Raw genomic sequence first — 16,682 nt, forward strand, 5'->3', positions numbered from 1 at the left:
AATTACACTTCCTCATTCCCATTCTTGCTAGATGCACTTTCAATTGCTTCAAGACAACTACTCCATTGTTCCTTATTAAGACTCTCTTTCAATCCATATAATAGATTCGTCACTACACGATTAGACGCGGCTTTCACAAGCTTTCTGATCTCCTCTGCAGATTCTGGATCATCTATAATCTTCTTCATCTGTTTATCAATACGGTTTAATACACTTATGGATGAGGTTCTACCAACACTTTGGATCAATGGAATGTATTCTCTAAATAGATACCATGTATTAAATTCTTCTTGGTATTCCTCTAATATCTCCATAGCTACCGCAACAGATTGGTTATTAATTGTATCGGTAGCTACCCCACCTAAACTATCAATATTATAGAGCTCAATATTGTCTAATTCCGATAATCGTAATGAGATGTCACGTGGAACTGCCATATCTATTAGAATTCTCTTCCTATCATCATCTAAGATTTCATGTGAATCCTCATATCTTATCGTATGATGAGGACTTGTTGTGGCACTTACTACAACCGACATATCAGAAAGAACACCATAGCGATCTTGATAATCAATGCAATGAACTCCTAGTGGTATATCAACTTCTCTACTCTTATATTGTCGTAATGTCATAGTAACCTTCGCACCAACTTGTAATAACCTTGTAGCCGCCAATCTACCAATTTCCCCATTACCAATCACCAAACATGGAATATCTTGTAAAGTATTAAACTCTCTTGTTAGCACTGTAATCATATTCTCCACAACAGAAGCATTTACTGCTGTAAGATGTACACTTGTCTTTACCTTTTTTGCCGCAGTTATTGCAGTCTGAAACAGTTTTTCTAGCACGATATCTGTCGACTCTGCCTCTCTAGCATTCGCCAATGCATCCTTTACTTGCGTAATGATTTGATCTTCACCGAATACCTTTGACTTTAATCCACATGCCAAAGAAAACAAATGCTCTACTACTTCGCTACCTTTTCTTTGTGTGTTAAGATCTTGATACACCTCCTCATCTATGTCCTTGACACGGCAAAGAATCTCATAAGGATCCATGCTCTCTTCTACACAACTGATGTACAATTCTGTACGATTACATGTGGATAGCACTACACAGCCCGTAAGTTCCTCTTGGTACCACTCCATAATCTGATTCATCGCCATTGCTGCCTCATGACGAGTAAAACTAAAACCTTCTCTATATTCTATGGAAGCCTTGCTATGGTCAATTCCTACCATTTGAATGTCCATGCTGACTCCTCCTATCGTTCGTTATTTATCATATATAATAGTGCATTACAAATTGCTGCAGCTACATTGCTGCCACCTTTTCTTCCCTTTGCTACTATATAAGGGATATCTGTCTTCATTATTAGCTCCTTAGATGGAACTACATTAACAAACCCTACTGGTACACCGATAATCAATTTTGGTGTAATCTTATGCTCATTAATCAGTTCATATAGATGGACCAACGCTGTTGGGGCATTTCCAATAGCGAATATTACATCTTTTTCCAATCTAGCAGCCTTATTCATGCTTGCTGTCGCTCTTGTCGTTCCTAATTCCTTAGCTTCTAATGCCACATCGTCATCAGACATAAAGCAATATACTTCACCTCCATGTTTGGCAAGCGACTTCTTATTAATTCCAGCCTTCGCCATCTGCGTATCTGTGACAATACAAGCTCCTGATTTAATTGCCTCGATTGCCTTACTTACAGCACCTTCTGAAAACTTCAGATTATCAGCATATTCAAAATCAGCAGTTGTATGGATTACCCTCTTAATAATCAACTCTTGGTCTTCTAAAAATACTCTTCCTTGTAGCTCTTCTGTTATAATCTCAAAACTACGTTTCTCAATCTCCGCCGGTAATACTTTTTCTAATTCTATCTTCAAAGATATCCCTCCTGTCTTACACACCTTGTTCCATGATTTGATAGATTGCCTCCATATCTAGGTTCTTACGAATTGCATCTGCAAGTAAGTTATATTGCGTTTCTTTGTATTCTTGTATATTCAATGCATGAACGTCGGTTGCATCATATCCTTTTTCCTTTAATAATGCTTCTACGATACTATTTACCACCCCAGACATGTCAAAGATTCCATGCACATAAGTTCCATAAATATTCCCAACATTATTGCCATCTTCTTTCACGTTATCACTCTTCGTGGTATCCGTCAAGTTTGTCAATGGGTTCCCCTTACTATCCGTATCGCCCATATGAATCTCATACCCTTCAAAGTCGATTCCGCATAGATTACTTAAAGTACCTTCCACCCTTGTGAATGTTCCATGTACCCTAGTTCTTGTCTTCTCAGATAAGAATACTGTATCGATTGGGAGTAGTCCTAGTCCCTTCACCTTCTTAAATTCTATCTTATCCGTCTCCATATTGTCTGGGTCCGCAATTGTGTTTCCCAACATCTGGTACCCTCCACATACACCAAAGATTACTTTGCCCCTAGCAGCATGTTGCAAAATCTTTGCCTCTAAACCTGTTTCGCGAAGCCATAATAAATCCTCAATTGTATTCTTAGTACCTGGAATAATAATCATATCGGGGTCCATTAATTCATTCGGTTGCGTAACATAACGTAAAGATACTTCTTCCACATATTCAAATGGATTGAAATCTGTAAAATTAGAGATTCTAGGTAGACGTATAACCGCAATATCTATTAACCCAGTTGTAGTTTTCTTCGTAAATCGTTCCGATAAGCTATCTTCGTCATCAATATCAAGATGACAATATGGTATAACACCACGCACTGGGATACCAACCTTATCTTCAATCATACGAAGTCCCGGATCAAGAATCGTCTTATCTCCACGGAATTTATTAATAATTAGTCCTTTTACCATAGCGCGCTCTTCTTCTTCAAGAAGTAAAACAGTCCCTAATAATTGTGCAAACACTCCACCACGATCAATGTCACCTACTAATAACACGGGAGCTTTCGCCATCTTAGCCATCCCCATATTCACAATATCTTCGCTTTTAAGATTAATCTCTGCTGGACTACCTGCACCTTCAATTACGATAATATCATGCTCTTGTTCTAGTTTATGATAAGCTTCTAATATAGCGGGCACAAACTTCTTCTTACATGCAAAATATTCTCTAGCCGACATGGTTCCCACAACTTCTCCATTGACAATAACTTGTGATCCTGTATCATTCGTTGGTTTTAGTAAAATTGGATTCATAAGAACAGAAGGTTGAATCATTGCCGCCTCCGCTTGCATGACCTGCGCTCTTCCCATTTCAAGTCCTTCTTTGGTTATGAAGGAATTTAGAGCCATATTCTGTGATTTAAACGGAGCTACTTTATAACCATCCTGTGCGAACACACGACAAAGTCCTCCTGCTAATATGCTTTTTCCCGCATTAGACATTGTTCCTTGAATCATAATTGATTTTGCCATTGTCTTTACCTCCTAATCCTCTCCTATGCCTGCATAATCACGAATATTCATATTACATTTCGTCACTTGTTGTTTAAGTTCAACTTTGATTTTTCGCATTGCCTTGATTAAAGCATCATTCTCTACTCTAGTACGTATTGCAATTCGATAGTATCCTTTTGACAAACCTCTATAATTACTACAATCGCGAATCAATATACCTTCTTCTAATAACTTCTTGTACCAGTCTATCTGATCGTAGAGGAAGATATAATTAGCCTCTGGTATAAAATACTGAATCCCCAAATCTGATAACGCCTCACATAAAAATTCCTGTTCTTTCTTAATATACGCTCTTGTCTTAGCTACGTATTCCTCTTGACCTAATGCAACGACACCTGCTGCTTGCGCTGGAATAGATACAGACCAAGGCTGACTTACACTGTTCATCTTAGCTAACAGTTTAACATTAACCGTCATTAGGTATCCAAGTCGTAGGCCTGCCATTGCATATATTTTAGTAAACGCTCGTAGAATCACCAAGTTATTATATTCTGCTAACTGTGGTGTTAGCGTATGGTATTCAGGTTTCTTTAAAAAATCATTAAAACACTCGTCTACTACTACTATAATATCAAGTTCCGCACAACGCCTAAGAATACGCAGTAGTAACTCATGGGATATGGTATTGCCAACTGGGTTGTTTGGATTACATAGAATAACCATATTAAGATCCGTAGTTAGAGCCTCTAGGTAATCCTCTGTTACAGAAAAACCATTCGAAGAATCAAGTTCATAATAATTGATTTCACAATCAACCGATTGTAGAGCCTGTTCGTATTCGGCAAATGTTGGGCTAACGATCAAAGCTTTCTTAGGTTTGCTTGCTAATACCAGTGTGAATAACACATCTGCAGCTCCATTTCCAAAGTAGAGGTACTCCTCAGGAACCTGAAGTTTTGACGATAGTGCGTTTCGTAATCTTCCACAACGAACATCAGGATAACTTGCAACCTCTCGTAAACTCTCTCTTGCTGCCATTAATATTGCTTCATTAACCCCCAAAGGATTAATATTCGCGGAAAAATCGTATTTAGGTTGGTATTTATAGATATCACCACCATGTACATTCATCAGATTTCCTCCCTTATCAGTACAGATTGGTTGTTAATTGAATACATAATTCTAATAGCTAAATAGCCATGCTAACTCCAATCTTAATTCCAATTAATAAAACAAATGATAAAAACGCACACATATATAACAAACGGTTTGCTCTTTTGATATCTTCTATCTCGATTTCCCGGAGAGCATCACCTATATATTCTTTCTTATGAAGCTTGCCAAAGTAATAGGCATCACCTGCTAATCTAATACGTAGAGCCCCAGCACATACGGATTCTGTATGGGCTGAATTGGGACTGGCATGTTTATAGCGATCTCTCTTATAGATTCTATATGCGTTCTTGCCGTCCATTCCTAACATATAGGCACTTAGGATCATCATGTAGGCTGAAAATCTTGCAGGTATATAGTTAACCACATCATCCAGTTTTGCTGCGAATCTACCTATATCAATGTATTTATCATTCTTGTACCCTATCATTGAATCCATAGTATTAATAGACTTATATAAGAATCCAAGCGGTGCACCACCTATAATAATTGCTATCAAAGGAGCAATACTACCATCAGAAGTATTCTCTGCTACTGTCTCTACTGCTGCCTTAGTTATCCCAACTTCATCAAGACTCTTCGTATCTCTTCCTACTATCATAGACACCGCATATCTTGCTTTCTCTATATCCTTGTCCTTTAATGCCTTATATACTTTCATGCTCTCAACCTTAAGAGACTTAGTAGCCAATAATTGATAGCAGAAGATACCTTCAATTATAATCCCAAGATAAACATTCGTTTTATAACAGATGATCAATAGTACAAGCGGAATTCCAGTTGATATAATCATTACAATTATCGCTAATACAATTCCACCTATTCGTTCTCCCGTCTTTGTCTTGGGAAAACAGTGTCGAATTAGTTTTTCCGTACTGCTAATTAATTTTCCGATCAGTCGTATCGGATGATAGATCCAATGTGGATCTCCTACTATCAAATCTAGGATAAATCCTATGATACATGCATAGATACCATATCTCATACTTTCCATTCACACTTTCCCTTTACTATCTAATAATTTCACTTACAGTTACGTATCTATCAACAGTTTTTGTAAACCAACTAGCATCATCGACCTCAACTAAGTAACCTTCTCCATTCTGGACTTTCCAATGATAGAAGTTTTCTTGTGGTTTAGCATATGCTTCAAGAACAGCCATTATCGTTCCCCCATGTACAATCATCGCTACGTTTTGTATATTCCTATTATGAATATATTCAACTGCTTCTTCAAAACCCTTAACACATCTTTTGCGAAATTCTAACTGGTCTTCTCCCTGAGGAAATGGAATCTTTCCTTCTTTTGTTAACCACTCCTGATAGTCTACATTCTCTTTTAATTCTTCGTAGGTCATTCCTTCGAATGCTCCAAAATCACACTCTTTCAAGTCATCAATTACATAAGGTTTCTTATCCGGATAGATGCACATGGACGTTTGTATGCATCGCTTCATAGGACTCGCTATAACCATCTCTACTTCTGGATACATACGTTCCTTAAGCAATTCAATTCCTTCCTCGCAGAGAGGTTCATCAGTAGCACCTATATAAGCATGTCTTTTATTCCCTGATGTGATGGAATGTCTAATCATATAGATTTTCATTCTTTCACACCTCCTTTTTTAGTCTTTTTGTTACTTGATTCGAGTTGTTATTCCACATAATACACGATATACTTCTTCCGCTTTGCTTGCTATCTTACAGCAGATACGACCGGTACGTTCTCTATACTGCCTCTCAAACGAATCCATGGGAACAATTCCATATCCTATCTCTGTACTTACAATACACACTTTAGGATTTCTCGCGATTATTTCATCTAGGATTAATTCTGGTTCTTGCTTTTCTTGTAATACTCTCTTGATTATAAGATGAAAATGGTTAATTATTGTTGCACTATATAATTCTTCAACAAAATTATAGTTCTCATCAGCAATTACTAGTTCTTTACTTGCATTCCATGTTTCAAGCTCACTATTTACACTCTTAGCACATTGCTTTGCCACTTCAAGTTTTCCTTGCGCTACACCGCCTATTATAAGTTTCATAGTAATAACCATGCCTTTCCATAGCCTGCAAACTTTAGCCCGCAGGCACAAAATTGCGTGTGAAAGATTCATCTTTCACACTACCCCTCCAATCCTACAACCAACCGCAATCCATATAAGAATGGCTAATTCATTCAGTTGAAGGAAATATCCTGCTAAATCCCCGGTGACTCCACCAAACTGTTTTTTGCATATATAATAATGATAAGCAAACATAAGTAATGTAACGATGATGACGCCAGCTCCAAGGAATGGGTTTATCCACAACAGAACTATGGAACACACAAAACTATACACAAGCATTGCGACTTTTACACGATTTTTATGGGACATATCAGAAAAAGTAGCTGCCAAACCAGTATTCTTAGCAAGGGGGAAAGTTACAATACTTAATCCGCTGAATGCTCTTGTTAGCACATAGCCGACTGCTATAATCGAGAGTCCTTTAACAGAAATCTCGCTCCATACACCAAGTGATAGAACAAAGTAACAAACTGCTCCAATAATAGCAAATGCACCTGTATGTGGATCCTTAAGAATCTCTAACTTCTTATCTCTGTCTCCATATGAATGCAGTGCATCTAGTGTATCTAAAAGACCATCCACATGGATTCCTCCAGTATAGAATATTGGAAGGATGGTCATCAGTGCCGCAAAACAAAGACTGCTAATATGAATACGAAAAAGAAAAGTCCCAATCCCATACACAATAACTCCTAGCACTGCACCTACCAATGGGAAGAAACAGAATGCGTATTTCATATTCTTATCATTCCAATCAACTCTTGGCATCGGAACTTTTGAGTACATGGAAAACGCAATAATACAGGATGCTAACATCTTTTCTCCTCCTTTCCTTTGTGAGAGACAGGTATGGTATACACGACTTCTACTACTTCGTCAGACATCTGGGCTAATGCTTTATTAATAGCTCCAAGATAATTTATATATCTTTTTGTCTCTTCATCATAAGTTATTCCATCGCTGAATACTTCATTTGTTACAATAACAAGGTTTCTTACTTGCTCTTTTATATTCTTTACCCCTTCAATAACCTGTTTTACTGTATGATCATGCGCACCATTTTCTTGATACATCTCATTGGCAACAAGATTAGAGATACAATCTAGTAACACCGTATTCTCTCTCTCAAGTGCTAAAGATTTCAAATCTACAAAGCATTCTATCGTATTAAAATTCTTCTCACTTCTCATCTCGCGGTGCCTTGCGATCTTACGATGTGCTTCCTCGTCAAAGGCAACCATCGTCGCTATATATACTAGATCCTCTCTACTATATGCTAATGTTCGATTCTCAGCAAATTCTGATTTACCACTTCCACTGCCACCTGTAACTAACGTCATCATTCATCAAATACCTCGTAATTATCAATATTAATATCTGCAAACGTACTCATCTGACGATACACCGCTAACCCCATATCAAGTAACGGTAATACTGCAACTGCGCCAGTTCCCTCCCCCAAACACATATCACATGTTATGTAGGGCTCTAACTCAAGCGCTTTTAACAACATCTGTCCTGCAGGTTCTTTTGAGACATGAGATGGCATCATATATTCTCTAGCGACTGGGTTAATTCTTGATGCAATCAAAGCCGCCACTGCGCAGATGAAGCCATCTATCACAACTGGAATATGATATCTTGCTCCTCCAAGGAATACACCAACAAGTCCCGCAATATCTAGCCCTCCCACTTTGGCAAGCACTTCAATTGGATCTGAAACATCAGGCTTATTCAAGTCAATAGCCTTCTTAATTGCCTGAATTTTTCTCTCGAATCCTTCTCCTGTAAGGCCTGCACCTTTTCCTGTAACTAACTCTACTGGTTTCTCTAACAGTAGCGATGCAATTGCACTACTTGTTGTTGTATTCCCAATTCCCATCTCCCCAGTGGCCAAGATATCATAACCTGCTTCCTTGCATCTCTTAACCGAATCAATTCCAATAAGTATCGCCCTTACAGCCTCTTCCCTCGTCATGGCTGCTTCCTTGGTCATATTCTTCGTTCCATATGACACCTTCAAATCTTTCTTTGTGATGCTTTCAACATCAACTACCATTCCAATATCAATTGGAATCACATTTGCCTTAGCAATATTAGCCATATGACATACACTAGTCGCATTCTTCGTAAAATTATCTGCTACAATCGCTGTCACCTCTTGACCTGTTTGTGTAACTCCTTCTTCTACAACACCATTATCCGCGCAGAAGATCAGTAAACCACGTTTATCAATTCTATAATCACAGGTTCCTTTCATGCCGGCCATATCTATTACAGCATTCTCTAGCTTTCCTAAGCTAAATAGAGGTTTCGCTATATTCAGCCAGTGCTTTCTCGCTTCTTCCATTGCTGTCTCATCTTTTGGTTTTATCTCTTCAAGAATTGCTAGTAATGATTGTTCTAACATTCGATTTAATCATACTCCTCTCTATTCAATAAGATTCTAGTGTCAAAAGGTACATTTTCCTTGTTTCTACGAAGAATCAAGAATATTTATTCCTGCCATTACCCGATCTGACTAGCTAAATATCTCTAGTTGCCTTACACCTCTCTATAAAACGCCTCGCAAAATCTGGATTACTATAATAATATAAATGCGGATATCCAGCCATTAAGTTATCCCTAGCATGCGTAGTGGGATATGATATGGCTGAGGAGGTCTTGGTAGCTGTGTAATCGGATCCGGTATCAGTACTATCCCAATAATGGAATTCGTGTCCACGTATTACTTCATCTTTAGTGGAATACGCGGTCTCTTCATTGGCTATTAATGTTACATATCCAAAACGTACTAAGCGCTTTGTTTTAAAAGACTCCCCAGGGATAGCTCCAACCATTTCATACCACTCTTCATCTTTGCCCTGCATTCGTTCATGTAGATACATAAAGCCACCACACTCTGCAATACATGGCACTCCAGAATGTATTGCTTCCTGTATCGACTTTCTCATACTTATATTCTCTTCAAGCTCCTTGGCATACACTTCTGGATAACCTCCACCTAATAATAGGCCATTCAGATTTTTGGGAATTGTAGCATCCATTAGTGGAGAGAATGGTACTAACGTTGCGCCCATCTTTGCAAGTAATTGTAGATTTTCCTGATAATAGAAACAAAATGCCTTATCATAGGCATAGCCAATACGAATTATCTCCTCTTTCTTAACCGTAGAATTATCAAGTACCTCATCTATTTCTCGAACTTCGAATTCCGGAGCATTCTCAGCTATCTTAAGAATAGCATCAAGGTCAATACTCTCCCTAGCAATTTCACTAAGATAATCTAGTTGTTTCTGTAAGTTTTCGATTTCATCAGGGGTCACTAACCCAAGATGTCTGCTCTCTAGCTTAAAATCTGTTAAAGGAGGTAAGAATCCAACCACTGGCAACTTTGTTTCTTCCTCAATAACTGGTTTAATTCTTTCATACATGGCTTTACCTATACCATTAAGAAGAATCCCTTGAATATTACTATCCTCACGGAAATCCATAACGCCTTTTATAATTGCAGCAAGTGATAGACTCATCCCTTTACAAGAAACAGCTAATATTACAGGTGTCCTTGTTTGTTTTGCAACATCATATGAACTAGCAGTATCTTTTCCTAACTGCATTCCGTCATAGTATCCCATTACACCTTCAATAATCGTTATGTCTGTATCAATACTATTCTGATATAGTATCTCTCGCACTACTTCTGGCGGTGTAAAGAACAAATCCAGGTTTGCTGTTTTTGCTCCAGTAATAGCTTTGTGAAACATAGGATCAATATAATCGGGACCACATTTACACGCAGCAAGTGATAGGTTACGTCTTTTTAGTTCTTGTAGGACAGCACAAACCATTGTAGTCTTCCCACTACCACTAGAGATCCCTGTAATCAATACTCTTGGAACTTTAACCAATCGTTTCATTGTTGAATTCAATATGAGCCCCCCTTTCTGTCTGCTTTTATAGCAAAGTACATACATATATCACGGCTTTTGCCATGTAATAATATAAATTGGATTTTGCCCCGTCATCATGTGGTAGCCCCCTAATGTTCTCGACTTGGACACATGAAGTTGAACTACTTCGCTTTGAAGCTCTGGGTGCTTCTTCTCAAAATCGACTGCTAGCGCTACTGTCTCGAGCGCAATTGCATTAAGTACAATACGAACCGTAGGATTCTTCTCCCATATTGCATATACAATACTCTCTAAATTCCCAGTCGTACCTCCAATAAAGACATGTGTCGGTGCCGGTAGCGATTCTAAGGCTTGTGGTGCGAGCCCTTCTACTACGCTTAGATTATCAACTCGGAACTTTCGTTTATTCTGTTCAATCAAGTCTACTGCTTCTGAATTCTTCTCTATTGCATATACCTGGATATCTGTTGATTTACAAGCAATCTCAATTCCTATAGACCCAGTACCTGCGCCCACATCGTAGCAAATAGCATCTTTCGTTAATTTAAGTTTACTTATACTAACTTCACGAACCTCTGCCTTTGTCATAGGGACTTTACCACGAATAAAGTCGTCATCAACTATACTAGAAGAAATCTCATTACATGGATTAGGGTTTTCTATAATTACTGCCGCTAATTCTTGTTGCCCACCCATATATCCTTCTAACGGGCTAATTGTCTGTATCTTCTCACTTGGATAGGATAAGCATTCTCCCACATGAAGTTTGACTTGCTCCATTCCATATTCCATGAGCAGATTACAAAGTTGGTTCACACTGTCCTTGCCTCCTAATAATGCAAATGTATAAGCATTGTGATGTACTCTATTAACAATTGCATTGGCCGTTCCATGCAAGGATGTCAAATTCATATCATCCCACGAAAGGTTAAATCTCGAAGCCAAGTATGCTACAGTGGTAATTCCAGGTAACATCATAACCTCACAAAATTCTAGCGCCTTTAATAGCTTCTTCGCACCGCTACAAAAACCCACATCCCCAGAAAGAAGAATCGCAACCGGAAATTGTTCTAACCCCTTTATATAATCAGCAATTTCTAAAGAATGGTACTCAACATAAACTTCTGGTTGATTCCCCATCTCTTCTCTTGTGATCCATATGGACGTATTCTGAAAACTTTGAATCATACGCCTAGCTCCAATCACAACTGGCACCTGACTAAGAATATCGATTGCTTCCTTGGTTAAGGAACTCTCAGAACCCATTCCAACTCCAATTAGATAAACCTTCTTCCTATTCATCTCGTAGTCCTCCTTTTCTTAATTTGGGATTTAAAACTATACCATGCTTAGCAAACCAAGTGTACTGGACACATAGGAATACGAGGCATTGCGGCCGAGTCAACCTGAGCCACGGCAGGATGCCGTATTGAGGGTTCTTCGTCTCATAAAACGATACGTTGGTTTAGCGTTCGGTAACATGCATGAGTTTTGCTTATTCTACTGTATAACCTCTTGGCGTTACGATTTTACCTGCAACTACTTTCGTTTGGCTATTCCCAATGAATACCGTCGTGAACATATCAACCGTAGTATCTCGTAACTGCTGTAATGTAAGTACTTCGGATTCTTCTCCTTCTCTTCCAATGTTTCGTACAATTCCACAGATCGTTTCTGGGGATTTATACTCTAACATATAATCACAAGCTTTCATAAGATAATCTGCTCTTTTCTTACTTGAAGGATTGTAAAGACAGATAGAGAAATCAGCTTCAGCCGCCGACCTTACTCTCGCCTCAATCTTCTCCCATGGAGTAAGCAAATCACTTAGGCTGATTACTGCAAAGTCATGAATTAACGGCGCTCCAAGTACACTCGCACCAGAAAGTGCTGCTGTAATACCAGGTATAATCTCTACCTCAACTTCAGGGTAAGCTTCTCCAACCTCATAAATTAATCCTGCCATTCCATAAACTCCTGCATCGCCACTACAGATCATAGCAACAATCTGCCCCTTCTTTGCCTCCTCGAATGCCAATTCGCAACGCTTTACTTCCTGCTTCATAGGTGTGGTTAAGAACTCCTTATCTGCAAAATGTTCTTTTACCAAATCAACATAAACGGTATAACCAACAATGACATCACAAGATTCTAGGACCTTAACCGCCTGAATTGTCATCTGCTCATAAGCTCCAGGCCCAATTCCTACTACATATATTTTATTCATAGTTGTCTCCTTTTAGATTCACATATTCACTAGCCAACATAACCAGACTTTACTTACTTGCTTCCCTAAACATTGTTGCGAATGCAGGATTATATAGTTCCGAACGATCATACTCTCCCTCTAATACATTCCCAACAACAATGAGTGCGGTTTTCGTTACGTTATTGTCTTTAGCCGTCTGTGCCAATGTGTCTACTGTACAACGATATACTTTTTCATCTGGCCAAGTTGCTTTATACACAATCGCAGCTTTCGTATCAGCTGGATATCCACCTTTCATCAGTTCCACTTGTAATTGTTCTAATAGACCTGTACTTAAGAATATTACCATAGTTGCTTGATGAGATGCCAGTTTAGCTATCTCTTCTTTCTCTGGGACTGGAGTTCTACCAGCCATACGAGTAATAATTACTGATTGAGATACATTTGGCAAGGTATATTCAGCTTGTAGAGCCGCTGCTGCCCCACAGAATGAACTAACTCCCGGGCAAACCTCATATGGTATATCATGCTTCACAAGTTCGTCCATCTGTTCCTTAATCGCTCCATAAAGACAAGGGTCACCTGTATGAAGTCTAACTATCTTCTTATTCTCTTGATGTGCACTTACCATTACTTCAATCACTTCTTCCAAAGTCATATATGCACTGTTATACACTTCTGCCGAATCTTTCTTATACTCCAATAGCTCTGGATTAACTAATGAGCCCGCATAGATTATCACATCAGCTTCCATAAGTAATCGCTGCCCTCTTACAGTAATAAGATCAGCTGCTCCTGAACCTGCTCCTACGAATTGAACCATTATTTATCCTCCTTCACAATTAACAGCGAATAATAGCTTGCATTCTCTGGTATATCTTCACAACTTGTATAAACCTGCTCGCCATCCATACCACAATTCTCAACCATAACGACATCATTATGATGCTTGCGAATATATTCCTTCACCATAGGCATCTTACTTGCAACCTTCATGAAAACCTTAGTACCTTTCATTGTTAATGCTTCTTCGACGCCATATGAACCCGGTATAATATGCAACTGTTCAGAACGTTCCACCAACCCTTGATTCATCCTTGCTGCTGCGGCACAAAATGACGGAATACCGCTAATGATTTGGGTATCAAATCCTGCTTCCTTGATAAGTGCATGTACATAAAGGTACGTTGAATATATGGTTGGATCACCTAATGTTATAAAGGAAACCTGTTTTCCCTGTTCAAGTAAATCTTCAACCGCCTTAGCTGCTTTCTCATATCCTTCTTGCAATTTCTTCTTATCTTTCGTCATAACCGTTGGTAAATGCAAGATTGTTTTATCTGCAATCTCTGGTACACTCTGTACTGCTATACAATAAGCAACGCAGCCCTGACGATAAGAATCACAATCCTTATCAACATCTAATCCTTGTTCACGCCCCTCTAAGAATGGTTCTTCTAATGTGCTATCCGTAACCGCTATGGCAATTACATCACTTTCTTTTAATAGTCGTACAGCTTTTAATGTCAATAATTCAGGGTCTCCTGGACCCGTTCCTATTCCGTATAATATACCTTTCATTCTATACCCATGCTTACTAAATACTTTCTTCATTGATAAAACAAATAAATAAAAAAACTATAACGCATGGCTCCTTTCATGATGATGTAACCTTAGGCAATTGGAAACTCTTTGTAATGCCGACAAACATATCAATGTGTTTTATGTCTGGCGTTACTGTTTGGTGAATTGTGTGTTCGTCATTCCAATTCCCTATGATGTAACCCTGTTATCTCCTATCTCTTCTATTATTAAATCCTCTGTTCCTTCCGTCTGTCCAAGCAAACCATATTCTACAGAGAACACCATTATTCCGACTTTGATATCCATACCAAGTCTATGCTGTACATAGAACTGAATACGGTTCATAATTCTCTTCATAACACTATCTAGATGGCCGGATTGTTTTAATATCGATATCATTTCATCCGTTGTAATAGCTTGCTCAATTGCTTGTAACGTCTCTAGATTAGCTCCTTCTAATGCCGCATTTGCTAGAAATATTTCCATTCTGGCATCTGCTTGTTTTGAATGTGTATTCATAATCCCCGCTGCAAGCTTAACAAACTTACCGACATGTCCAACCATAAGAATCTTCATATAACCAACTTCTACTGCCGTATCTAATGCCTCACCTACATAATTACTACACTTTACTGCCTTATTAATATCTATATGAAGGGTCTCATTCAAAAAGTCTGCACCGTAATTACCTGGTGTAAGAATGAGTATCTCCTGTCCATTTGCCTTCTTAACTTTAATCTCTAGTGCTATAGAATCAATTAATGCACTCTCACTCATAGGTTCCACAATTCCTGTAGTTCCAAGAACTGATATTCCACCTTCAATGCCTAGCCTTGGGTTGAACGTCCTTTTCGCAATCTCTACACCTTCGGGTATCTCAATGATAACTCTTAATCCCCCATCATATCCCATTTGTTCACATACTGTGGTAACTTCCTGCATAATCATTTGCCTTGGTACCTTATTAATTGCTGCTTCTCCAATTTTTTGCCATAATCCTGGTAGCGTTACTCTACCCACTCCGATACCGCCATCTACTATTGTTTGATTTCCCTGTATTCTGTTAACCTTCGCATAGACTAGTATCCCATTAGTTACATCTGGATCATCTCCACTATCCTTACGAATGGCACACCGTACCGAATCCTTTGACATATTAATATCTTCAATTGTTAGTTGCAAGGTTACACCTTTAGGAGTCAGTAAGGATACCTTATTAACAATAACTCCACTCAATAGCATACTTGTCGCTGCCTTTGCCGCTGCCGCCGCACAACTTCCAGTAGTATAACCACTGCGTAGTTTCTTTTTTGTATTCACTAAAGGCACTGCCTCCATCTACCTTCCTCCTTATCTACTTGCACATTCGCAAGAGATTAAATAAACCAAACTATTAATGATAGTTTGCTTATAAATTGTCTAATTTACTGTCTACTTAATATACAAACTAAAAATTGTTACTCTGCTTCCCTAATATGTCGAATAAACATATCTTGTACCACTCTTAGTTCACCCAATCCTTGTAACTTACAATCCACTTCGTATCCCTCTTTTTCAAGAACTGATTTCCATGAATCTTCCTCATCTCCAGCCATATCATTCTTGGCATGATCACCTGCAACAATCATGAACGGAATCAGCAATACTTTCTTATACTCATTCTTTTCCATAAGTCCCATAGCATCGTCTAAAGTTGGATAGCCTTCCACTGTCGCCATATAGATGTTTGAATAGCCTTCTGCTCTAAATGTATAGTCAACTGCTGGATAGACCGCATTTGCATGATGGCTGGTTCCATGCCCCATCAACAAAATTGCTTCCTTTTCTCCAACATGATTTTCCTCAACGATACAACTTACTAATTGCTTATAATCTTCGGTATCAGATAAGAGTGGCTTTCCAATACGAATACTACTGAATTTTTTAACATAAGGCGATAGGTCTTCTAACATATTGTCATTCTCAATTCCATTAATAATATGTGTTGGTTGAATAATTACATCTGTATATCCGTCTTCAACCAATTGTTCCATTAACTCTTGTACTGTTGGTACAATTAAGTTATCTCTTTCTCTTAATTTCTTAATTATAATCTTACTTGTAAAAGCACGAAATACTTCATGATCTTTGAATTCTTCTGCTATCCCTCGTTCAATTGCCTCTATTGTTTTCTTTCTTGTATCTTCATGACTTGTACCAAAACTAATTACTACGATTGCTTTTTTCATTATCTAACATAACTCCTCTCAAAATCGGGAAGTTACGAAACGCTTCTCAAAGTGTTTCGCTACTTCCAACCTTCTAACTT

At 38.4% G+C, this 16,682-nt stretch carries 17 protein-coding genes; all 17 read right to left on the bottom strand.

Annotation, left to right across the window (positions count from 1 at the left end):
- Window positions 1-2: 2 nt before the first annotated feature.
- The 17 genes from hemA to BUB90_RS04080 all read right to left on the bottom strand — a co-directional run bounded on the left by hemA (window position 3) and on the right by BUB90_RS04080 (window position 16,602).
- Complete coding sequence (hemA, locus tag BUB90_RS04000) at window positions 3-1,256, bottom strand: glutamyl-tRNA reductase (protein ID WP_073283184.1); 1,254 nt, start codon at window positions 1,254-1,256, stop codon at window positions 3-5.
- 11 nt (window positions 1,257-1,267) lie between these two features.
- The gene (locus BUB90_RS04005; protein ID WP_073283186.1) at window positions 1,268-1,906 is read right to left on the bottom strand and encodes a precorrin-8X methylmutase; all 639 of its coding nucleotides are present in this window, start codon (window positions 1,904-1,906) and stop codon (window positions 1,268-1,270) included.
- A 16-nt stretch (window positions 1,907-1,922) separates the two neighbouring features.
- Entirely contained in the window at window positions 1,923-3,440 is a 1,518-nt protein-coding gene (locus BUB90_RS04010; RefSeq protein WP_073283199.1) for a cobyric acid synthase, read from the bottom strand.
- Between the two features lie 12 nt (window positions 3,441-3,452).
- Window positions 3,453-4,553, bottom strand: coding sequence for a pyridoxal phosphate-dependent aminotransferase (locus BUB90_RS04015; RefSeq protein ID WP_073283204.1), 1,101 nt, complete (start codon window positions 4,551-4,553; stop codon window positions 3,453-3,455).
- Window positions 4,554-4,611: 58 nt separating this feature from the next.
- Window positions 4,612-5,580, bottom strand: coding sequence for an adenosylcobinamide-phosphate synthase CbiB (gene cbiB / locus BUB90_RS04020; protein WP_073283813.1), 969 nt, complete (start codon window positions 5,578-5,580; stop codon window positions 4,612-4,614).
- Window positions 5,581-5,605: 25 nt separating this feature from the next.
- On the bottom strand, window positions 5,606-6,202 hold the full coding sequence (locus BUB90_RS04025) for a histidine phosphatase family protein (protein WP_073283208.1): 597 nt from the start codon (window positions 6,200-6,202) through the stop codon (window positions 5,606-5,608).
- Window positions 6,203-6,232: 30 nt separating this feature from the next.
- Complete coding sequence (locus BUB90_RS04030) at window positions 6,233-6,646, bottom strand: bifunctional adenosylcobinamide kinase/adenosylcobinamide-phosphate guanylyltransferase (RefSeq protein ID WP_073283817.1); 414 nt, start codon at window positions 6,644-6,646, stop codon at window positions 6,233-6,235.
- A gap of 75 nt (window positions 6,647-6,721) precedes the next feature.
- A complete protein-coding gene (locus BUB90_RS04035) occupies window positions 6,722-7,486 on the bottom strand; it encodes an adenosylcobinamide-GDP ribazoletransferase (RefSeq protein WP_073283212.1) in 765 nt (254 codons plus the stop codon).
- Complete coding sequence (locus tag BUB90_RS04040; RefSeq protein ID WP_073283216.1) at window positions 7,480-8,013, bottom strand: bifunctional adenosylcobinamide kinase/adenosylcobinamide-phosphate guanylyltransferase; 534 nt, start codon at window positions 8,011-8,013, stop codon at window positions 7,480-7,482. Before BUB90_RS04040 ends, BUB90_RS04035 begins: the two co-directional genes overlap by 7 nt.
- A complete protein-coding gene (gene cobT / locus BUB90_RS04045; protein WP_073283221.1) occupies window positions 8,010-9,080 on the bottom strand; it encodes a nicotinate-nucleotide--dimethylbenzimidazole phosphoribosyltransferase in 1,071 nt (356 codons plus the stop codon). The genes BUB90_RS04040 and cobT overlap by 4 nt, the downstream gene beginning before the upstream one ends.
- Window positions 9,081-9,195: 115 nt before the next feature.
- Complete coding sequence (locus BUB90_RS04050; RefSeq protein WP_242952473.1) at window positions 9,196-10,599, bottom strand: cobyrinate a,c-diamide synthase; 1,404 nt, start codon at window positions 10,597-10,599, stop codon at window positions 9,196-9,198.
- 48 nt (window positions 10,600-10,647) lie between these two features.
- Entirely contained in the window at window positions 10,648-11,883 is a 1,236-nt protein-coding gene (locus BUB90_RS04055) for a bifunctional cobalt-precorrin-7 (C(5))-methyltransferase/cobalt-precorrin-6B (C(15))-methyltransferase (protein ID WP_073283224.1), read from the bottom strand.
- A gap of 193 nt (window positions 11,884-12,076) precedes the next feature.
- Window positions 12,077-12,808, bottom strand: a complete 732-nt coding sequence (gene cobJ, locus BUB90_RS04060; protein ID WP_073283229.1) for a precorrin-3B C(17)-methyltransferase — start codon at window positions 12,806-12,808, stop codon at window positions 12,077-12,079.
- A 49-nt stretch (window positions 12,809-12,857) separates the two neighbouring features.
- Window positions 12,858-13,613 (bottom strand): precorrin-4 C(11)-methyltransferase, encoded by a 756-nt coding sequence (gene cobM, locus BUB90_RS04065; protein WP_073283233.1) that lies wholly within the window; start codon window positions 13,611-13,613, stop codon window positions 12,858-12,860.
- Window positions 13,613-14,371: a precorrin-2 C(20)-methyltransferase gene (locus BUB90_RS04070; RefSeq protein ID WP_073283236.1), complete on the bottom strand. Its 759-nt coding sequence runs from the start codon at window positions 14,369-14,371 to the stop codon at window positions 13,613-13,615. Before BUB90_RS04070 ends, cobM begins: the two co-directional genes overlap by 1 nt.
- Window positions 14,372-14,563: 192 nt before the next feature.
- The gene (gene cbiD, locus BUB90_RS04075) at window positions 14,564-15,712 is read right to left on the bottom strand and encodes a cobalt-precorrin-5B (C(1))-methyltransferase CbiD (RefSeq protein ID WP_073283239.1); all 1,149 of its coding nucleotides are present in this window, start codon (window positions 15,710-15,712) and stop codon (window positions 14,564-14,566) included.
- A gap of 119 nt (window positions 15,713-15,831) precedes the next feature.
- Complete coding sequence (locus BUB90_RS04080; RefSeq protein WP_073283243.1) at window positions 15,832-16,602, bottom strand: sirohydrochlorin cobaltochelatase; 771 nt, start codon at window positions 16,600-16,602, stop codon at window positions 15,832-15,834.
- Window positions 16,603-16,682: the final 80 nt, after the last annotated feature.

The sequence above is a fragment of the Anaerosporobacter mobilis DSM 15930 genome (genome assembly GCF_900142955.1).
Classification (GTDB): Bacteria; Bacillota; Clostridia; order Lachnospirales; family Lachnospiraceae; genus Anaerosporobacter; species Anaerosporobacter mobilis.